The organism is Ruegeria sp. AL2, assembly GCF_056540845.1.
This window is the reverse complement of sequence record NZ_JBQFXM010000033.1, coordinates 1-19,792: the sequence shown is the minus strand read 5'-3', so window position 1 is coordinate 19,792 and position 19,792 is coordinate 1. Positions and strand designations below refer to the sequence as shown.

Here is a 19,792-nt window from a genome sequence, read left to right as displayed (position 1 = left end):
TTTCCAAGTTCTGTTCATTGCGGCATCCCCCCGGTTGTGGGAGCCTTAATACCACAACTAGTCGTCAATTTCATTTCTTGCAAAGAGTGGCTGCTTTGTCCGCAGAACAGTCATTTAGCCGGCCTTCAACCAACGCCCGCTTTGCGAAAAAGAAAGCAAAGTGATCCCCCGGAAACCCGCTAAGGGCCGCCGTGGGTTCTGTCTACGAGGGTGGTCTTCGGTTGACGACATAGTCGGCCAACCACTACCAGTAGCCAGTAAATGACGAGTGGGGCAATGCTGATGGCATAGCGTAGCGGTCATAGGCTCATGTTCCGCCAGCGTTTGCACTTGATGGAGAAGCGGCTGTTCACCGCCGGATTCTGGAAGTTTCGCCCTGAATTTCGGCTATTGGGGGTATCTTGTGCACAGCATGATCCAATCGGATCATACGGGGGAAATTTCTCCCTGTGGCCATTGTAAGCGATGTTGTGGAATCTGATGGGTACGGATTGCGTGCTCCATCGGCAGTGCAGCGGAGTATTGCACCGCCTCCCTTTAGTCATCCTCTGTTTCAACTTTGGCTTTAGCTTTTCGCTTCCCCTTTGGGCCGGTGCTGAGGCCGCCATGCAACCTGCAACGCCGTTTTCCAGGTACTACCCGGGCCTGGCATTGGCCACCGGCTCGGGTCTTTGCGCCGCATGTTGGGCGCTCTGTCCTAGGCAAGGGTTCCCTGGCATCATTCAAGCCCAGCTCAGCCATCCGTTTGCAATTTACGCCGTGGCACTGTGAGCAATCCCTCCGATAGTTTGGGTGCTTGTGCGCCTCTGCTGGGCACGGCCGCCAACGTGACCAAATTTCACACCAATCAATGGGATCGCCTTGAAAGAGCGAACGTATCTTGACTTCCAGCTTCGTCGGTCTCCCCATCAATAAACAACAGCATTTATTAACATAGTCTGCAAACCCCATGACGCGTGAAAATTGTTCGTCCGTGGTCTTCGCAAGGTCCCTGCCGACATCTCGCCGTCGCGTTTGCAACTTTGTTTTGGACCACCCCGCGAGCGGACAGGTGGCGCAGCGCCACCACCACCCCCGCCCCTTTTAGGGGAGGTGGTGGTAGCGCAACTGTTTTTGGGGGTGTTAGCGTCACCTTGCGCCACCCCTGATTTTTGGGTGGCGGCGCACATCACACCGTTGCCCATTCGCCTACCTCCACAGTGGGGACAGGCTTGCGTTGAGCACCTGTTTTCTGCCCTTTGACCAACGCCCCGGATTTCAGCCAAGTATCGATTATCTTCTTGACGCGCTTGCGGTCGGCTTGGGCGTCGAAGCCCAGCACTTCAGCTACGGTCACACCAGCCCACTCGCCGCCAGCCTGATCCGAGTAGCGCCGCCCCTGACCATCCAGAGCATGTTGCACTGCCAGCAGGTCAGCGACCGATACCCCATCGAAAGTGTCCGGCCATTTCCAGACCTCAGCAACGCCTACGCTATCCCCATTGGATAGCTGCACAGATGCCATGCGCCGCCAAACACGATCCCCAACAGGGGCGAGGTTCGCTTTGTCACGGGTCACGGCAAAGTAGGTGGACGGATCGTTTTGAACACCCGCCTCGGCCTTCATGTCGTTGCTCATCTTGTTGAGCACACGACCGGATCTTGCTGCTGCCAAGAGCGCCGTTGCACCGCGCCCGCTTTCAGTAGTTGCTTCCTCGCCGTTTGTCTTGCGAGTGTGGTGCACAAGTTCAATTGCACAATTGCAACGATCTGCCAGCCGCGCCCATTCCTTTGCCACAAGGTCGATTGCGCCGTTGTCGTTCTCGCCCACCTGATGCGACGACACGAATGGGTCGATAATTAGAACATCGATTTCGCACGCTTCGATCTCTTGGGCTAAGGCTTCCATTTCCGGCTTGACGATCTGGACGCCTTCACGAGTTTGAATGGCGGTGCTGAGTTCGCGTTCCCGGCCCGTGTCCACAAAGAGACGCCCTGAGATTTCCTCGGGGGCGACGTTGTGATGTTGCATGGCCGCGATGATGCGCCGGTTCATCTCGTCGCGGGGATCTTCAAGGTTGTATATCCAGACTTTTAGGCCTGATGCGGTCCAATCGCCCAGTAGGTCGCGGCCAGATGCCATTGCCAGCCCTTCGCAGATCGTCAAAGACGATTTCCCGACGCCGCCGGGTGCGACCGTCACCGATACCTGTTTGCGGATCAGGTGTTGCCCGTAGAGCCAAGGACGGGGCGGAATAGCGGAAGGGTCGCGCCAGACAAACTCTGTAGGCAAACGGTCCGACCGTTCTTTGGGAAACTCGGCTCGGTGCGCATCCAGTTGCACCGCCATCTCAGCAAAATCACGCATCACGCCGCTTGCCTCCTTTGTACATGCTCAAGGAATGCTGCCTGCCGCGCGGGTTTCATGCGCTTGAAGCTGGCAAGGCAATAAGCGTCCAGTTCTTCCGGGTCGGCATAATCCGCCCAGAACGCGGCCTCATCCATGAAGCTAATGAACGGGGCAGGGGGGTGTCCCGCACCAGTGCTTAGCGCCGCCTCAGCTGCATTTACTGCGTCATCACGGTCCAGAGCCTTGAGAGCCATAAATGCCAGGGCCACGCGCTGCCGCGCATCCAGACGTGCTCGCAGGATCACCGGAAGGCCGAACCACTCGTCAGTGCCATCCAGCCAAGCGGCATATCCGATGGAGCGGCAAACACGTTTAATGTTGTCGGGGATTTGCGTCGAAATATTCACAGCAGCACCCCCCAATGCATTGCCAAAATGGGCAAAGCCGCGATATCCTTACCGTAAGAACAGACGCCTTCCATAACGTCTTTAACCCCGGTTGCGATTGCCGTCGTGCCGGGGTTTTCGTTTGTCAGTTCGGCCTCAGCCGGTTTGACACTTTCGAGGTAAGTCTTTGATGTTTCGTCGGGGGTTTGACGCGCCCCGGTTTTGTAAGTGTTTGGTTTGCTTGAATTAGCGCCGGATTGAAAATCCTCGTGTCGGTGGTTCGATTCCGCCCCCGGGCACCATTTATACTTTCAGCAGCATCCAGAGGCGTCCGAAAATTTCGGTAACGCCATGATTTTGCTGCATTCTGAGTCCAGCGTCGTTCAGGTGATTCCGGGGGCAGCCAGACGATCTGGGGGTATTTCCGGGGGTATTTTTAAAACCACATTAATTCGATTCCTGTTCCCATGCCGTTGACCGATACAGCCATCCGAAATACCGCAAGCCGCGAAAAACCTTACAAAATATTTGATGGGGGCGGTTTGCACCTGCTGATCAATCCCGGGGGGTCCAGGCTCTGGCGGCTCAAGTACCGGTTTGGGGGTAGAGAAAAGCTCCTTTCTCTGGGTCCTTACCCGCTCGTCAGCCTCAAACTTGCGCGCGAAAAACGCGATGCCGCGAAGTTACTTTTGCTGGAAGACAAAGACCCGGGAGAGGAGCGGAAGCTGGCACGGATTGAGGCCGAATGGGAACGTGCAGTGACCTTTGGCGTCGTGGCCCGGGAGTATCTATCAAAGCTCGAAAAAGAAGGGCGTGCGCCTGCTACTCTGAAGAAGCTGAACTGGCTCGTCAGTCAGACTGAGCCGATGCTTTCAGAACGCCCCGTTGCGCAGATAGAGACCCCGGATGTTCTGCGACTGCTGCGGCAGGTTGAGAGCAAAGGAACCTATGAAACAACCAGTCGGCTCAGGAGCACGATCGGGTCAGTGTTCCGCTATGCAATTGCGACCGGGCGCGCGCATAAGGATCCGACAGAGGCACTTAAGGGAGCGCTTGTCCGTCCGCAGGTGCGTTCCAGATCAGCGATACTTGATCCGAAAGAACTTGGCCTGCTTCTGAACAGGATCGATGCTTTCTCGGGTCAGCCTGCGACAAAACACGCGCTGCATCTGCTTGCCCTTCTGGCCCCGCGCCCCGGAGAGCTCAGACTGGCGACATGGGATGAATTTGAGTGTCAGGAGGCGACATGGCGTGTCCCGGCGGAACGAATGAAAATGCGCCGCCCTCACCGTGTTCCGTTGCCGCAGCAGGCGCTGGATCAGCTGAAAGAACTGCACCGGCATACAGGAACAAGTGATTATCTTTTTCCCTCCGCGCGTTCCTGGAAGAAACCCATGTCGGAAAACACTCTGAACGCTGCACTCCGACGGATGGGGTACTCGTCCGATCAGATTACCGCACACGGCTTCAGGGCAACGTTCAGCACCTTCGCAAACGAAAGCGGTCTGTGGGCTGCAGACGCGGTTGAACGTGCTCTGGCTCATGTTGAGGGCAACGACGTGCGACGCGCCTATGTTCGGGGAGAACACTGGGAGGAACGGGTGAGAATGGCAGACTGGTGGGCGGGTGAGTTAAGCAGAATGAAAGAGGCGGCTCAGGATGATCGGTGAAGTGTTAAAATCTGAAAAGTTTATTACCCTGAGTCAGGAATCGATCGGGTGGCAAAGACTCCTGACCTTTGTTGATGTGAAGAACATCATCGTAAAAACAGAGCTCCCTCTTCTGGATGAAGTCGCCGAGAAAAGTTTTCACCATTGGCTAAACGATTGTGTTGAATGGACGATCAGAGAGCAACTGACTGCCCGCCTGGATTGGGACCAGGTCAAAAAGGTGAGTGATGTCCTTGCGATTTATCGGGAGTTTTCCAGTAACTTTCTGTACAGTGACGACCCTCCACCCCCGCTTCCGCGAGCATGGGCCATTGAAGCAGAGAAGTGGGTGGCTGATGCACAGTGTGTTTTACAGCGTCGAAGGTCTGGTGGTGCCCGGCCAAATGCTGAAAAATGGGTCTTCTATCCCCGGGCGATCGGTCTTTTCCACGCGGCTTTTGGGGTAGAACCGGATGCGGTCGTTTCCCGAAAGTCAAAGGGGAGTCGGGGTGCTGTGTTTCGGTTTTTGAGTGCGACTACAGATATGGTGAACGCGAGAATTGAAGAGCGGAGCTACTCTGTTTCGGTGCCGGACGACCTCCGGGCAATGGCACTTTGGCATCCGATTCAAAATGACACTTTCAGGCAGCGACTCAAGGATGTTCTGGAAATGAAGATGAGTTTGGCACCAGAACCAGGTTACGTCGAATATTTTCAGATCACCGGAAAAATGGAGCCGCAGGTCACTGGATTTGAAGGCCCGGCCTGGAGAATTTTCTCAGAAGAGTTCCGGGATGTTTTGTCAGGCCATTGAAATTAAAGAGGAAAATACCTCCGGATTTTTGGCAGGTTTGTTCCCGTGAAATGCGTAAAGGTTTCTGTCAGCCTTTAGTGGCCGGTACGACGTTTTGTCGGCCACTTCAGGAAAGGACAGAAAATGCAACACGATACAACGCCCTGGCAGAACGTGCAGCCCACCGGGCGCTTACTTCGGCCCGCAGAGGTTTTTGAAAAAGTCGGACTGTCGCGCAGTCAGATTTATCAGATGATTTCTGAAGGACGCTTTCCGCCGTTCATAAAACTGAGTGACCGGGCTTCCGCCATGCCCGAATCCTGGTTGAGCGCGTTTGTGGAAAGCTGTGCAAAAGTCAGCATCGGGCGTGGAGACAAAACATGAGTACTATGCACCCGATGCATCCTGACGACATGGCGAAACTTTTTTTCAACACGCTCGAAGACCTGCGCTGGGCGAGGATCGTAGAACTGAACGGGATCGGTGTGGATGAGCGAACTGCGGATTTGTTTGCGCGACTGGAGATCGAGAAAAAGAAACAGCTCGCTTCGGAATTAGGCCCCCAACGTGCCTTGCTTTCAACTCTTGTTCACGAGTTTGAAGACAAGCATTCCTGGTACTGTTCTGTTCGGTACGAAGCACCGCCGGAAGGTTTTTGGGACAGGACGTTCGGTGGCTTTCGTGATTGAGCCGATAGCATAGAACGGCCGGGGCCGCCTTTCTCCGGCCTCGCCGTACTCTTTCTTTAACTTGTGGTTTCGGCCTCTGGTTTCGTCCAGTTCCACGACCCTTTCGCGGTTCGCGTTGCGACCGGAGAATTAGACAGGAAAGACAAATGCAGGGATCCACAGTCAATTCTGCCGGTCGAACAAAATCCGTCAATGAAAAAGCTGCGTTAAAGCTTGCTGAATCCGGATACAGAATTTTCCCTTGCAACCCCAAAAATAAGGCGCCGCAATATGGTGTGAAATGGAAACAGGTTGCCACTTCTGATGTGAGACAGATTGAGGCCTGGTGGGCAAAATGGCCTGATGCACTTCCCGGACTGCCGACCGGATCAGTCAATAGAGTTGCCGTCGTTGACCTCGACGTGCGCGAGCACAAAGACGGAGTCGGCGCGTACCGGGATCTTGGCCTTGATCCCGAAGACGCGGCAATGGTCGTTCGGACCGCCGGCGGCGGTAAGCATCTCTATTTCGAAAGCGCGGATGGTATCCGAAACTCTACGACCAGCGCAGGGATAGATGTTCGCGGAGAGGGGGGCTACGTCATAGCTCCGGGCGCAGTCAGCACAATCGGTTCTTATACGGTGGAAAAAGGTGACCCAAGGGTTGCTCAGCTGCTGCTGACCGCGTTCCCGCAGGCGCTCACACGGTCTGTCAGCAGCCCTCAGAAACGTGAGTACATTCATTATCGGTATAAGCTGGCTGAGCTTGCAGAAGCACTCTTCAGGATCCCGAATGACTTGCCGTATGCGCAGTGGGTAAGAATTCTGATGGCTGTTCATCATGCGACGGCCGGATCCAGACCCGGGCTCAGCCTGGTACAGGCCTGGAGTGCTGACTACACCGGCTACGACTCTAAGGAAGTATCAAGGAAGTGGCGTAGTTTCGGAAAAGCAGATGCTCCTTCTGTGACTGCTGACACGCTGTTTGCAGAAGCGAGAAACTTTGGCTGGCTGGCAGTTTCGGCAAACGATTTTGATGACGACCCGGAAGAGTTACCAAGCATCGAATTCCTGCTCGGTGAAGAAGCCTCAAAGTCAGCTGATACCGGTGGGCTTACGTTTCTCACCCCTGACCAATGTGCCGACCGGCCCATCCGTGACTACGTCATCAAGATGTTGATCGCACCCGGGCAGATAGGATGCATCTTTGGTGAGCCCGGGGCTGGCAAATCTCTGTTTGCTCCGCGGCTTGGCTACGCTGTCGCTCGTGGAGAGGATGTCTTTGGTTTGCGAACTAAGCAGGGGCAGGTGTTCTACATCGCTTGCGAGGATGAAGATGGTATGGCCGGCCGCGTCGCGGCTCTCTGTGGTGATCTTGGCATAACAGATCGTTTCCAACTGGTTCAGGGTTGCGGAGATCTGTTTTCCCGAGGTCAGGTGGAGGGAAAGGGCAGCCCCGACCTCGAGGCTCTGGTGAAACAAGTCAGATTGGTCCGGCCTTCCCTTATTGTGATCGACACACTTGCCATGGCAATGCCCGGACTGGAGGAGAATGACGCGGCAGGTATGAACCGTGTTGTGCAGATTGGAAAACGCCTTGCACAAACTGGGGCGGCGGTCATCTTTGTTCATCACGGAACCAAAGCTGAGGGCAATACACCCAGGGGGCACTCTGTATTTAACGGAGCCCTCGACTTTTCAATAATGGTCAGGGCTGCCGACCGGAACGGAATAGTTCGGGGCAAAATCCGGAAGAACCGAAACGGATCACCTGACCTCGACTTTGCTTTCAGAATTGGCTCTCGTCACCTTGGCTACGACATAGACAGCGAATCTGTGGAAGCACCGATCTGTCTGCCCTGCAGCCCGGGGGATCCAGAGGACAATCCGATACTCACGTCTGCTGAGGCAGCGGCCTTCACGCTTTACATGGAAATGTCGGACGGGGTTGAGCTGAACATAACTGACTGGCGAAAGGCCGCTACGGATGGTTTGACCGTATCAGGCAGTGATAACCGCGCCAGCAGACAAAAGGCGGTATCCAGAGCTCTTTCAGGGCTTGTGAAGAAAGGGAGGATTGCTATCGAGAACGGTTTGATGTTCGTTCCACGGATAGTGGAAAACGATGATTGGGATGACATCGAAGAGGATCAGGATAGTGCAGGAGACTGAGCGGACAGAAAGACAAGGTCTGCCGATTGTACTGTCTGTCTGCAGTTAGCCGGCTCCTCGCATGACGGACAGACAGGACACCCCCCCTTTAGGGGTGTCCCTGTTGTCAGGTCTGCGGAGCGCCCACAGAACAGGTTTACGACGGAGTTATCGCTCAACAAACGGGTCCCTTCGGTTGTGTTACGCTCACCGCGGTCAGCGCGGAGCTCGGCTTTTGAGAGTTTTTCTTCCAGCCTAAGAGACACCCGTTTGCAGGTGTTTCGCTGACATCTCCCTGGTGTTGCCTGACAGCAGTATAAGATGTCCGTATAGGTAACGTCCCGGACCTGTTCTGAATTGCTGTAGCGTGCTATTTCTGACGGGAAGTTCGCATACGACGGCAATAGAAATGTGCTGTCGCAAAGCACAGGCAATTGGTGGCAAAAGCCTGGATCAGGTGTGCGTTAACGAGAAATCCACCAAATGTGCTCATAATGTTCTTGCGGCTAGGGTAGCTCCCAGCCATAATGACAGAAAAATTCCCAGCGAAGCGAGCAGAGATGACGGACTTTGAGATCCTTCTGAGGAAGGCGGGCTATTCGGTACCCCAGGCAGCAGAACACCTCGACTATTCTGAGAGCCACATTTATCGCTGGGTCAGAGGTGAAGAAAAACCCAGGGACGGCGTCATTCGTTTGCTGGAGTTGGAAGTCGATCGACGGTGCCCACCGAAAAACAAAGGTGGCTTCACCTTTATCGATCTGTTTGCAGGGATTGGTGGTTTGCGCAAAGCTATGGAGGGCGCAGGCGGGCGATGTGTGTTTACCTCCGAATGGGATAAATTCGCCCAACAGACCTATCTTGCGAACTTTCCCGACAACCGGCCGATCGCGGGCGATATCCGGGAGGTGGATGCAGCAGCAATCCCTGAGCATGACGTCCTGGTGGCGGGTTTCCCCTGTCAGCCTTTTTCAATTGCAGGTGTTTCAAAGAAGAATGCGCTAGGCCGGCGACACGGCTTTGATGACGAGACACAGGGCACGTTATTTTTTGACGTTCTAAGAATCCTGATGGCGCACCGCCCGGCAGCTTTCCTGTTGGAAAACGTCAAGAATCTCAGAAGCCACGATCGGGGCCGGACGTTTGAGGTGATCAAGCGCAAGTTAGAGGATGAGCTTGGGTACAAGCTTCAGACACGGGTAATTGATGCGGCACACTATGTGCCCCAGCATCGCGAGCGGATCGTAATGGTCGGGTTCCGGGAAGACGTGCCATTCTCGTTTGATGATATCGATCTGCCAAGACGGGGTCGTTTTGTGATGGGGGACATTCTTCATCCGGAGAATGGGCTGGAGGTACCGGAGCGTCATTACACGGTGGGTGCCAAGGCTGTCGTCAGCGATAAATATACCCTGAGCGACAAGCTTTGGCAGTACTTGCAAAATTATGCGGCTAAGCACCGCGCAAAAGGTAACGGGTTTGGGTTTGGTTTGGTGCAGGGAGACAGCATATCCCGGACCCTATCCGCTCGCTACTACAAGGATGGCTCAGAGATTCTTGTCGATAGGGGCGAGGGTCGGAATCCGAGGCGCCTGACGCCGCGGGAATGTGCCCGCCTGATGGGATACGACGAAGACTTTCGGATTCCGGTGTCAGACACTCAGGCTTACAAGCAGTTCGGAAACTCTGTGGCTGTACCGGTATTCTCAGATGTTGCGCGCCTTATGAGGCCGCATATCCTGAGTTTGACGAATTACAGGGCGGAAGCGGCTATCCAAGTTGGCTGACATTCATGACATCAAGACGCGTAGCCGGAACATGGCGGCGATACGTGGGTCAGATACGAAACCGGAAATGATAATTCGCCGTGCACTTCATGCACGCGGCTTCCGTTTCCGGCTGCATAACAAAAGCCTTTCCGGAAAGCCTGACCTGACTTTACGCAAACATCGCGCGGTCATCTTTGTGAACGGGTGTTTTTGGCATGGGCATGGATGCAACCTTTTCAAGTGGCCTGGGACTCGGGAAGAGTTCTGGAGAAAAAAAATCTCTGGGAATATGGAGCGAGATCGCAAAACGTATTCAGCACTAGGTGAGGCTGGGTGGCGCATTGCGTTGGTCTGGGAATGTGCGGTTAAAGGAAAACGGCGACTGCCCTTGGAGGAAACAATGGATCGTCTGGTTCAATGGCTGCAATCGGAGAAAGAAATGTTAAGCATCAGCGGAGAGGAAACATGACGCTGATCCGATTGCGGGAATACCCTTCATACTTGTAGCTTCGAATTATCAATTATTTCCGACAGGTTAGAATAACAGATGATAGATCTGACAAACCCACCTGATGCTCCTCGCCTGATACACGGCCTGCGAGACACGGGCTATGATTTCAATACCGCTGCGGCCGACATCGTAGATAACTCAATCGCAGCGCACGCTTCGAACATTAACATCGAAGTGGTGCTCACTCCCGAAGGCAGGAAGTTTGTTTACTTCGGGGATGATGGCGATGGTATGAACTTCGAAGAGCTTTATGATGCTATGCGTTATGGTGCGAAAGCACGACCCAACCTCGCCAGCCTCGGAAAGTTCGGGCTGGGTCTGAAGACAGCGTCAAGCTCGGTCTGCTTGCGGTTTACAGTTATATCGAGGCGTGATCCTGCAGACGAGCTGGCAAAACTGACCTGGGATCTTCTCCATGTTTCTGAAGTGAACTCCTGGGATATGTTAAATGAAGACATTACCGCGGACGAGCACGAAGCATTTGAGGAATATTGCGGTGATACTGGAACGCTGGTGATTTGGTCGAATTGCGATCGACTGCTGCAAAGAAACTACGAAGAACCGGGGGGAGCGAAAGAGAAGGCTGCGGTAAAGCGTGTAACAGAAAATCTCGCTTCTCATCTGTCGCTGGTTCACCATCGTTTTCTGGATCCCGACGATGCAACGGTTCCGAATGTGTCGATCTTTGTGAACGGTGACAACCTCGAAGGGTGGAACCCGTTTTATCCTGAAGGGTCAGAACAAGTTCTTGGGCCAAAGCAACAAAAACTGGAGTGCATTCTGGAAGATGGCTCCGTTGAAACAGCAATACTGAAAGCCTGGATTCTACCTCACAGCAGTGATTGCACTGACGAGCAAAAAAGAAAAATTCGACATTCCAACAAAGGTCAGGGTTTTTACGTTTTCAGAGAAAACCGGCTGATACAAACCGGCGGGTGGCTTGGCATACATGGCTGGGGCGCGATGGAGCCACACATGTCTTTGCTTCGGGTGGAACTCGACTTCTCCCATGAGCTCGATGAAGCGTTCAGAGTAGATGTGAAAAAGTCTCGTATCTTGCTTGATCCTGCTCTTGAGACACGGGTCAAATCACTGATCACTCCGGTCAGAAGAGAAGCTGATGCCAGAAACCGCAGGATTTCAAAGGCGGCTACTGCAAAACGCGGGATCGACCACTCCAGTTCAAACAAGAGTGTTCAGAAAACCCCTAATGTTAAAAAACCATCAGTGGTTTCTGCAAACGTCGAAGGCGGTACCGCAGTCGTATCCAACACGTTTGGTCCGACAATCAAGTTGAAAGCTCCGGTTCAGAACGATGTAAACGCGGAGAGCGTCTACATTGAAGCAGTAGAGGATATGCACTCTGGCGGGTTGTGGGAGCCGGCACTGAGAAGTTCAACGGACAAAGACCACGTCGTCTCGGTCAGGATCAATAAGTTCCACGACTTTTATCAGAAGATTTATCTCAGAGCTAAAGACTCTGGCTACTCCGTCGAAGGTATGGACTTGCTGTTGTGGGCTCTGGCCACGGCTGAGCTGGATCACAAAAACCCGGAGCTCGAAGCTGTTTTCGAAGACTTTCGCGAAGAAGTTGCACTTAATCTGAAGCGGTTACTAAGAGAAGTGTCATTGCCGGCGGATCACGAATTGGGCGACGCGCAATCAGAACTAGATGTTTAACGACAAAGCAGAACTCGTCCGAAGAACTCTGGCCGCCGGGACCGGTGCTGAAATCAACCTAAAGTCCGACAAGTCAGGACTTCAGACATCTCTCCAGATCTGGTTTGCGGACCTGGGCCGGCGTAATGGGCCAGTTGTGTCATTGGGGCCCTCTGGCTTGCGCCGGCACCGCGTTGTGCTGAGCTTCGGATCTGCATCTGAGGCAGTTATTTTACAGATGAATCAAGCGGATAACGAAGCCAAAAAACTTGCATTCAGCCTGACGAAAAGTATCGGATCTGAAATTGACCTCTATTTTCCGGAAGGGATGACCGCAGAGAACTGGGCGGTTGATGATATCAGCTTTTCAATTACGGCTGAGAGACGAGGGATAAACTCCGTCGTTGACGATGGAGAGGTCTCCCGAACCTGTGAGGAAATTGTTGTGCCCATATTGGCCGCAGTAGCTGAACTAATTGGATATGATGAGGTGCCTCCGGACGTTGAGCGCGGCGACGCCGAAATCTTCGAAGGCGCAGTTTCTCTGGGTATGGTCAAACGAAGAGAGCGCAATCCAAGGAACCGTCTTCTGGCAATTCGTCTTCATGGGCATCGTTGCAGAATATGCGGCGTGGATCCGCGAGAAACCTATGGCGAGGCAGGTGAGGTCATTGAAGTGCACCACCTTCAGCCTCTGGCAAGCTTGGATAAGCCCAGCGCTTACGACCCGGCATCGGACCTGATCCCTTTGTGTCCGACATGTCATCGCGTCGTGCACACACGTCGTCCGGTCCCCTGGACCCCAAGTGAGGTTTCGGAGATGATGGCCAATGAAGAAGGCTGACGTATCGGCGTTTCCGAACGACTTCTTTGCTCTGAAAGAAAATCCTCCGGTCGGGTTCACTTTGTCCGAACGTGTCGGAGACCCGACTTTGCTAATTGAAAAGTCGGGCATTAGCTACAAGGCGAGCCTTCTGGGCCGGCGTAAGGTGAAAGGAGAGATTGTCTCCGGACTAGCGCCTTCGATCAAGCATAACTGGTATGTTGAAGGAAGTGTTATTCGGCCTTTACCTCACGACCTAGCAGAAACCATTGAGCGCCTTTTCCCCGAATATGATCTTGAAGATCTTTCGTTCCCTGAAGTTCTGGCTTTGCGCCGGTTTTCTCAGGATCTCATCTCGGTAGAACTCGAAGACGATGTTCTCCAACCTGCTCGCGATCAGGTTGGAGCGTATCCTGTTGAAGCTTCGATCCCGGGCTTAGATGCGACGTTGTTCGGATACCAGGCCACCGGAGTAGCCTGGATGAAGGAAACGCTTTCTCACATCGGTGGGTTGATCCTTGCAGACGAAATGGGCTTGGGCAAAACCATACAGATTATTTCACTTCTGTTGCTCGACCCGCCTACAGAGACTGCACCGGCTCTAATTGTGTGTCCAACGAGCCTCATTGCAAATTGGCGCAGAGAAATCCATACATTCGCACCGGAATTGTCCGTTATGGTCCACAGGGGGGCTCATCGGGCGGGGATTTTTCGAGATCTTCAGGTGGCGCAGGTTGTGATCACTACCTATGAAACTGCGGTGAACGACATCTCAATTATCAGCGCTTTTGAGTGGGGTTGGGTGATTTGCGATGAGGCACAGGCTCTTAAGAATCCGGCATCGGCCCGAAGAAGCGAGCTGGCGTCAGTTCCGCGTAAGCGGTGTATCCCAATGACCGGAACGCCGGTTGAGAATAGCCTCTTAGATCTCTGGTCGATTGCCGACTTCGCAATACCCGGACTGCTTGGGACGCAATCAGAATTTGAAGTGGAATTTCCGGATGGGGTGGCCGCGGCGAAGGAGCTGAAAAAAATTACTGAACCAATAATTTTAAGAAGACTTGTAGGCGACGTTGCAGGTGACTTACCGGAACGCGTGGACATCGATCTTCCGATAGAATTAGGTAATTCACTTGCAGCCGAGTATGAACGTATCAGGTCCGAGACACTTGAAAAATATCCGTCAGCCGGCGCCCTTGTTGCCACGGGTCAGCTTCAGATGTTTTGTGCTCATCCCTGGTTGCGATCGCAGACGTCATTTGCCGAGCTATACGAGGAAAACGCACAGATCGACTGGGGCGGTTCCGAAGCTCTTGTCACACCGAAGTTGGAGCGAACTGTCGCACTGATACAGGAGGCGTTCTCCAACGGTCGCAAGGTTTTGGTTTTCGCTTCTTACAACCGGTGTGGCGACCTGATCAGGCAAGCTCTCCAACCCGCATCCGAAGTGTTCTGGTCCGCTATTAATGGCTCAACCTTGCAAGAGGATCGTCAGATAATTGTTGACGACTACACTGCTCACGATGGCCCTGCTTGCCTCATTCTGAATCCGAAAGCTGCCGGCGCAGGCTTAAACATCACTGCTGCAACTGTAGTTATACACTATACGCAAGTTTGGAATCCCGCCTTAGAAGCTCAGGCAAGTGCCAGAGCACATAGAAGAGGGCAAACCGAACCGGTGACAGTATACCGGTTATACTATGAGGACACAGTTGAAGCTGTGATGTTGGATCGCTCCAGGTGGAAGAGGGAACTGGGGAATGAAGCTATACCGATAGCAACACGAGACGAATTAGACCTGAAGCGCGCGCTGGAAATTACACCGGACAGAACAAATGACTGAAAAAACATTCACTAAACAACTGACAGCAAATGACACTGGGGAATCAGGAGCCCATCAGGCGGGTATTCACGTTCCTAAGGGAGAAAAGGAACTGATTGCATTTCTTCCCAAGTTGGACCCGAGTGTAAAGAACCCGGACGCTTGGCTCAGCTGCGTTGACGTGGATGGTGGAGAATGGTCATTCAGGTATGTATTTTATAACAACAAATTTCATGATCCCAAAGGAACACGTGATGAGTACCGAGTTACTCATATGACAAAGTTCTTTAGAGCCTTTGGGGCAAAAGAAGGAGATTTAATTAAGATATCCGGCAGCCAAGGAACAAACAAATACCGCATAAGTGTTGTTCAGCCTTCACATGAAAACTCTGCGCCTTCACTCGGGCAGATTAAGTTGCAGGGTTGGAGGCGAGAACACTAACTTTTGTGTATCTCTTCACCTGTATAGTGCAGGCCAATTTTAGCTGTATTCACTAATTTTGTTTCTCAAGATTCTATAGGCTTGGATAGTCTTAGGTAGGTTAAATCTGGCTATGTGGCAACCGTGGTTCGCGTTGTATCCTTGGAGTAATTCGCCGATCTGACTGTATAAATCACTGGAATGAAATAGTGCCAATTCTAGAATTATACGCCGAAAACCGATGAATCCAACTCTGGAGTAAGCTCTCCCTGATGCGCAACTTTTTTGTCAATTGTAGTTCTTCCGAAGTAATTAGTTTTTCGGATAATGCCGTTATATACTTTGACGAAAAGCCTAATAGATAGTTTTTTTCGTCCAGCTTAATTTTTACAGTAATCGTCGAGTCCGATTGTTTTAATTGGACTTCGTTGGTAATCTTGTCAACTGGAACTAGAATGCCTAGGGCAATTGTTTTTAGCGGCTTCTTTTGATTTGCAAAGTCACAAGCAGGGCTTATTTCTATCATCGCAACCTTGCAAAACTGTTTTGCAATGCGCAATGGATCAGCACAGTTTGTCTTATATTCGAGTTTTAGTTTGTCTTTGGTGTCTTTGTCTGTCGTTTCTCTGATGCGCTGGTCTAAACTATGTCCTTTTTCAGTGAGGGTGAGGAACTCATCCTTCATTCTTTCTGTCTGGTTGTTGGCCTCTTTTCCAACTTCAACTTTCTGAAACAGCATTTTCGGCTTGCCAGAGATCCACACATCTCCTGGACAGATTATCTGATCTTGAGGAGCTGTTTCGATATGTAGAATTGTATTAAGCTGATGCTTTGAGGCCTCCGGCACTTCCCCTTCAGCATCTGAAAATACTTTGTCCCAGATTTCCTGTGTATATTCCGTTAAGCTCAATAGCCCCAACTTATCTCGCAGGACATATGAAAATGCCTCGTTGATAGCAGTTGCTTCGAAACCTTTCAGGTTGCTCCCGGCCACGCTGACCGCCAAAGATTTTAGGTTCTGCGGAAGTGTCTTGGGGTCGAGATCCGCCAGTGTATTTACACTTTCGATGGCAGCTCGCAAGACACTGCATTCCCAATGCATCAGTGCCCTTACCGAGGCTTGATTTGATAGATGCTCCTGGAAACGCTTAAGTATTTCTTCGGCTGAGTATTCCTTTTCACCAATACTGCATTCGTTTTTGCAGATTCGGTCAAAGTACATTGGTTGCCTAATGCCTTGCTTCCCAAAGTACTCCTCCACTCGATCCTTAAGCCCATCAAGTGCCTCGGGTTTTGATGTCCAAGCAAGAACTACATAAGGCCCTTCTGTCTTTTGAACGATGTTTGCCAAGCAGGCAGCAACAGCAGATAGGTCGGATTTCGTTGGAGCCGCACCACCGTCACGCAGTTGGATGTCCGTAATAATCACTCGCGGTGAAGCCGCAGCGGCTTTTTTGCACAGATCAAGCGCGGAGGACGGATCTCTGTAATGCACCGGGAGGGTAGAAATGCTGAGCTCGGCGAGTGCGGTAGTTACACCAATTATGTCTTCTATCTCGTTGTCGATGACCACGGCGTTCATCACTTCTTGCACGGTGTACCTCCGTTGAAAACCAAAGCGACGATGGCACCGTCTGCTTGTTCTGGGACACCATCTAAATCACCTTGATCTAGCAGGACGAGTTCACCGCCGAGCATCTGCATTACAGTATCTGTATAATAGAGCCCAATTCCCATTCCTCCCGATTTCGTAGTCTTGAATGGCTTAATCATTTCTTCTTTGCTTATGTCGCGCCAACCCGGTCCGTTATCGGCGATTACTACAGCTGGACCTTTTTCGAACTCTTCGCTTACGCCAATATGTATGTACTTTTTGCCGATTTCTCCGCCCCAACGTTTATCCAGCCAATAGATTGCATTGTCGATGAGGTTATTTATTGCGCTAACGATCAAATTGCGCCTTGCACTTACTACAAAATTGGGATGTTCGTCTGTTAGTACTGGGCAGCTGTGAATTATATTATGGAGCGTAAACCGGATTTCTGCCAAGTCTACATTGGATTTAAGAATGGATTTCAGTTCCCAGTCACGCGCTTTCTCCTGTTTGAGGAGATTTGCATAGGTGTCCAAGAGTAATTCAAATCTATCAAATTGCTCAATCACAATATTGATATCTTTTCCTGCTAAGAGATTCTTTTTTGCGTCTGCTATACCATGTTGAATCTCGTGAAATGCTAGGGTCATGTTTAATCCGGCCATGCCCGAAGTGAGCATGATGTCCTGCATGTCATTGAAGCGTTTCTCCGTACGTTCTATGGCGGAAGCTAGCTGCTCTTCCCAGCCATTTGAGATCGCGATTTTTTTCAACTCATCAATCGGATTATCCAAACCCACCAATGAAACTGTCGGGGTGTCCTTGGTCAGTTGACGAAGCCTGTCCTTGTCATTGTGGCGTAGACTCTCGAGTTTTCCCAGTGCCGAGTTCACAACTGCTTTAAGTTTGAAAAAAGCTTGATTTTCTATGAAGCCTTCACGGTTAGTTTTCTCGATAAGGTTAGGGCAGTTTTCAAGATCAAGGGAAATAGCTCCGACTGTGATCCGCCGATTGATGCCTTTGCCTAGCTTATTGACGCGGCGACTGTCCATTTCCAGCCAGTCATCATTGGGTTCTCCATAGTTATAGACGCGGATGCCGTCTCTATATACGCGTATCCCCTGATTTTCATTCAGCCAGCGTTTGATTGCATTCTGCTCTCCCAGGACAGCGTCAAAATCAAAAACATAAACCTCACCCAAAATTGAACCGATATCATTTAGAAAACTGGAGCGATCATTTTGGTACATATAGTTAAAGTCAGTTTCTACTCCTGCTTTACTTTTGGGGAGCTCTAGGTAGCTATCTGTTTCAACTATGCTTCGGCCCTCAATTTTGAACTGTTTTTTTAGCTGCTCATTAGGTGTAAATTGATAGTCCCAAGACCAAGTAGGGCCGGAAAACAGGAATGAAAACTTAAATAGAGATTGCTTGATAATGGCTTTCAAATCGAGTAGATCGGAAGTCCAATTTTCGTGGCCAGGAACGTTCAAAGTTACGTCGAAGACTGGCGCTTCTTTATCTAAGCGAAATGCCTCGAACTCAAACGGCGACTTGATCGACTGAATGTTTCGAAAAAGGTTTCTTACGTCGCCGCGTGATAGAGTAGAATTCAGTTCCCTGATTACTATTTTTGTCCCAGTTCGCCCTTCTTTAAATTCTTCCGGGGATTCCCGCTCTACAATCTCGATTTCCGCATCTTCAATGTACTTGCAGTTATCAAGCAGAGCCCAATCGATCCTCAAAAAAACTTCAGGGTTCTCCGCTGTTTTAGTCGTTAGTTCAATGACTTGACCAAGTTTGTGTACTGCAAACCGACCTACACCCTTCTCACCGAGGGGTAAGCGTTTGTGCTTTCTTGTGCGCCTGCCTTGGTCTCGCATGACTTTTTTGTGGTCGGCTCCCGGTTCAAGCCAAACATCCACGACTGTGTCTTTGCTCATTCCATCTCCGCCAAAATCAGTGACTTCGATGCTAGAAGTTGCAAGGTTTGTTGGGTTTGTGATCGTGATTTCGACTTTTTCGGCGTCGGCGTCGTAGGAGTTTTTTACCAGCTCAAAAACAGCAAGTTGAGGTGTGCCAATCAGCTGGTCACCCAGCAATTTTAACAATCGTGCTCGCGGTTTAAATGAAGCTTTCATGTAATCTCCAAATTTTTTGACATCTGTTACACAGGGCGCAACCCTGTGCAAGGACGGCAACCAATTGAAGCAGAAAAAACAGTGCCAGTACAACAGTCTGGTGGCGATGCGGCGGTAAGCGTGAGACGGTCATCCTTCAAAAATTCGTGGGTTACTTGGCCAAGGCCATAGTGGAACCTCAGGCTCAGGCTCAGGCCCGCGCCGTGCAATATGGCGGTGAAAGAGCAGCCGGGATAGCCGATTTTAGGTCAAAAAAAACAACCAATGCGGCGCACCTCCGATCCATCCGAGATTGGCGCTCTCGGACTCTGGTTCTTTCCGTGAGAAGGCTCGCAACCTCACCGGTCTCTTAACTCCCGTTGATGGCGGGTGGACCAAAAAAGGAAATTGACGGGAGTTTTCCAAGTTTCGAATGAGTGTTGCATTGCAACTCGCGTTAGCTAGGTTCGCAAAGTGGACTGTCACCAAGATTGAGCAAATGACCGAACCGAGACCAAACTCGCTGATGCAGTACCCATTTGCCGCCGCGGCTATGCGCAGAAAGCGGACTTTGCATCGTTCGGCCTGAGGCCCAGAGCCGACTTTGGGATCGCCTTGTCTTGCATAGCAAATCTAGATCTCCGCCGTGGGTATGTGGCCCTTGGATGTTTAACTGGCGTAAAGTAACCAAGCCCAGCTCACACAGGCCTGAGGCAGATTTCGGTGGGTTCTAGGAGTGCAAAGCCGATAATCGATGACCTTACCGGCTGCGTCGAGAGCTATCGTTGTGCTAAGGTCAAAGTTGGATAGATAGTGTTTTCTTAAGGACAAATTTCAATGGCAGTTTAGCCAGAAAAATTGTCGGACTTCACAATCCTACGAAGAGTAGGATTGTGTTTACAATCTAGGCGATCCGCTACCCTACAAAGTTCCGAACTCGATTTCTATTCGTTCCTCAACATCTTCTTCGTAGTTTACCTCTGCGCACGAGTAGAAATTCACCGCTTCTAGGGTCAGGATTCATAACCAATAGATGACGGTTGCGGCCAGAGCGATGGCTGAGAGGAAGACCTTGGGACAGCGATCATAGCGTGTCGC

The 19,792-nt window shown here is 51.6% G+C and carries 16 protein-coding genes; 11 read left to right on the top strand and 5 right to left on the bottom strand.

All coding sequences use genetic code 11. The features are described from left to right. Positions 1–537: 537 nt before the first annotated feature. The 3 genes from ACR0ID_RS19270 to ACR0ID_RS19260 form a co-directional block, all read right to left on the bottom strand. Complete coding sequence (locus tag ACR0ID_RS19270; protein WP_480442410.1) at positions 538–741, bottom strand: HGGxSTG domain-containing protein; 204 nt, start codon at positions 739–741, stop codon at positions 538–540. Positions 742–1,168: 427 nt separating this feature from the next. Beyond that, the gene (locus ACR0ID_RS19265) at positions 1,169–2,347 is read right to left on the bottom strand and encodes an AAA family ATPase (RefSeq protein ID WP_480608009.1); all 1,179 of its coding nucleotides are present in this window, start codon (positions 2,345–2,347) and stop codon (positions 1,169–1,171) included. Next, positions 2,347–2,736 carry a hypothetical protein gene (locus ACR0ID_RS19260; RefSeq protein WP_170619462.1) on the bottom strand — a complete coding sequence of 130 codons (390 nt, stop codon included), beginning with the start codon at positions 2,734–2,736 and terminating at the stop codon, positions 2,347–2,349. Before ACR0ID_RS19260 ends, ACR0ID_RS19265 begins: the two co-directional genes overlap by 1 nt. Before the next feature lie 446 nt (positions 2,737–3,182). On the opposite strand from ACR0ID_RS19260, the gene ACR0ID_RS19255 reads away from it, so the two are divergent. From ACR0ID_RS19255 to ACR0ID_RS19205, 11 genes are all read left to right on the top strand, one after another. After that, a complete protein-coding gene (locus tag ACR0ID_RS19255; protein ID WP_480608006.1) occupies positions 3,183–4,385 on the top strand; it encodes a tyrosine-type recombinase/integrase in 1,203 nt (400 codons plus the stop codon). Next, entirely contained in the window at positions 4,375–5,178 is an 804-nt protein-coding gene (locus ACR0ID_RS19250; protein ID WP_480608003.1) for a hypothetical protein, read from the top strand. Before ACR0ID_RS19255 ends, ACR0ID_RS19250 begins: the two co-directional genes overlap by 11 nt. 123 nt (positions 5,179–5,301) lie before the next feature. Next, positions 5,302–5,541, top strand: coding sequence for a helix-turn-helix transcriptional regulator (locus tag ACR0ID_RS19245; protein ID WP_480607999.1), 240 nt, complete (start codon positions 5,302–5,304; stop codon positions 5,539–5,541). Beyond that, positions 5,538–5,846 (top strand): hypothetical protein, encoded by a 309-nt coding sequence (locus ACR0ID_RS19240; protein ID WP_480607997.1) that lies wholly within the window; start codon positions 5,538–5,540, stop codon positions 5,844–5,846. Before ACR0ID_RS19245 ends, ACR0ID_RS19240 begins: the two co-directional genes overlap by 4 nt. A 146-nt stretch (positions 5,847–5,992) precedes the next feature. Then, on the top strand, positions 5,993–7,996 hold the full coding sequence (locus ACR0ID_RS19235) for an AAA family ATPase (protein ID WP_480607994.1): 2,004 nt from the start codon (positions 5,993–5,995) through the stop codon (positions 7,994–7,996). A gap of 506 nt (positions 7,997–8,502) precedes the next feature. After that, entirely contained in the window at positions 8,503–9,762 is a 1,260-nt protein-coding gene (dcm, locus tag ACR0ID_RS19230; protein WP_480607991.1) for a DNA (cytosine-5-)-methyltransferase, read from the top strand. Between the two features lie 31 nt (positions 9,763–9,793). Beyond that, entirely contained in the window at positions 9,794–10,213 is a 420-nt protein-coding gene (locus ACR0ID_RS19225; protein WP_480608012.1) for a very short patch repair endonuclease, read from the top strand. A gap of 78 nt (positions 10,214–10,291) precedes the next feature. After that, complete coding sequence (locus tag ACR0ID_RS19220) at positions 10,292–11,935, top strand: ATP-binding protein (RefSeq protein ID WP_480607989.1); 1,644 nt, start codon at positions 10,292–10,294, stop codon at positions 11,933–11,935. Continuing rightward, positions 11,928–12,758, top strand: coding sequence for an HNH endonuclease (locus ACR0ID_RS19215; RefSeq protein ID WP_480607986.1), 831 nt, complete (start codon positions 11,928–11,930; stop codon positions 12,756–12,758). The genes ACR0ID_RS19220 and ACR0ID_RS19215 overlap by 8 nt, the downstream gene beginning before the upstream one ends. Then, on the top strand, positions 12,745–14,580 hold the full coding sequence (locus ACR0ID_RS19210; RefSeq protein ID WP_480607983.1) for a DEAD/DEAH box helicase: 1,836 nt from the start codon (positions 12,745–12,747) through the stop codon (positions 14,578–14,580). The genes ACR0ID_RS19215 and ACR0ID_RS19210 overlap by 14 nt, the downstream gene beginning before the upstream one ends. Then, on the top strand, positions 14,573–15,001 hold the full coding sequence (locus tag ACR0ID_RS19205) for an EcoRII N-terminal effector-binding domain-containing protein (RefSeq protein ID WP_480607980.1): 429 nt from the start codon (positions 14,573–14,575) through the stop codon (positions 14,999–15,001). The genes ACR0ID_RS19210 and ACR0ID_RS19205 overlap by 8 nt, the downstream gene beginning before the upstream one ends. Before the next feature lie 172 nt (positions 15,002–15,173). Here ACR0ID_RS19205 and ACR0ID_RS19200 read toward each other — a convergent pair whose 3' ends face one another. Next, positions 15,174–16,574 (bottom strand): hypothetical protein, encoded by a 1,401-nt coding sequence (locus tag ACR0ID_RS19200; RefSeq protein WP_480607978.1) that lies wholly within the window; start codon positions 16,572–16,574, stop codon positions 15,174–15,176. Further along, positions 16,562–18,715 (bottom strand): ATP-binding protein, encoded by a 2,154-nt coding sequence (locus ACR0ID_RS19195; RefSeq protein WP_480607975.1) that lies wholly within the window; start codon positions 18,713–18,715, stop codon positions 16,562–16,564. Before ACR0ID_RS19195 ends, ACR0ID_RS19200 begins: the two co-directional genes overlap by 13 nt. Between the last annotated feature and the right edge of the window lie 1,077 nt (positions 18,716–19,792).

Bases quoted from the DNA above. Each gene is read 5' to 3' on its own strand.
- ACR0ID_RS19250 (WP_480608003.1), top strand. From the start codon at position 4,375: ATGATCGGTGAAGTGTTAAAATCTGAAAAGTTTATTACCCTGAGTCAG.
- ACR0ID_RS19240 (WP_480607997.1), top strand. From the start codon at position 5,538: ATGAGTACTATGCACCCGATGCATCCTGACGACATGGCGAAACTTTTT.
- dcm (WP_480607991.1), top strand. From the start codon at position 8,503: ATGACAGAAAAATTCCCAGCGAAGCGAGCAGAGATGACGGACTTTGAG.
- ACR0ID_RS19255 (WP_480608006.1), top strand. From the start codon at position 3,183: ATGCCGTTGACCGATACAGCCATCCGAAATACCGCAAGCCGCGAAAAA.
- ACR0ID_RS19205 (WP_480607980.1), top strand. From the start codon at position 14,573: ATGACTGAAAAAACATTCACTAAACAACTGACAGCAAATGACACTGGG.
- ACR0ID_RS19210 (WP_480607983.1), top strand. From the start codon at position 12,745: ATGAAGAAGGCTGACGTATCGGCGTTTCCGAACGACTTCTTTGCTCTG.
- ACR0ID_RS19225 (WP_480608012.1), top strand. From the start codon at position 9,794: ATGGCGGCGATACGTGGGTCAGATACGAAACCGGAAATGATAATTCGC.
- ACR0ID_RS19245 (WP_480607999.1), top strand. From the start codon at position 5,302: ATGCAACACGATACAACGCCCTGGCAGAACGTGCAGCCCACCGGGCGC.
- ACR0ID_RS19270 (WP_480442410.1), bottom strand. From the start codon at position 741: ATGGCTGAGCTGGGCTTGAATGATGCCAGGGAACCCTTGCCTAGGACA.
- ACR0ID_RS19235 (WP_480607994.1), top strand. From the start codon at position 5,993: ATGCAGGGATCCACAGTCAATTCTGCCGGTCGAACAAAATCCGTCAAT.
- ACR0ID_RS19220 (WP_480607989.1), top strand. From the start codon at position 10,292: ATGATAGATCTGACAAACCCACCTGATGCTCCTCGCCTGATACACGGC.
- ACR0ID_RS19215 (WP_480607986.1), top strand. From the start codon at position 11,928: ATGTTTAACGACAAAGCAGAACTCGTCCGAAGAACTCTGGCCGCCGGG.
- ACR0ID_RS19265 (WP_480608009.1), bottom strand. From the start codon at position 2,347: ATGCGTGATTTTGCTGAGATGGCGGTGCAACTGGATGCGCACCGAGCC.
- ACR0ID_RS19195 (WP_480607975.1), bottom strand. From the start codon at position 18,715: ATGAAAGCTTCATTTAAACCGCGAGCACGATTGTTAAAATTGCTGGGT.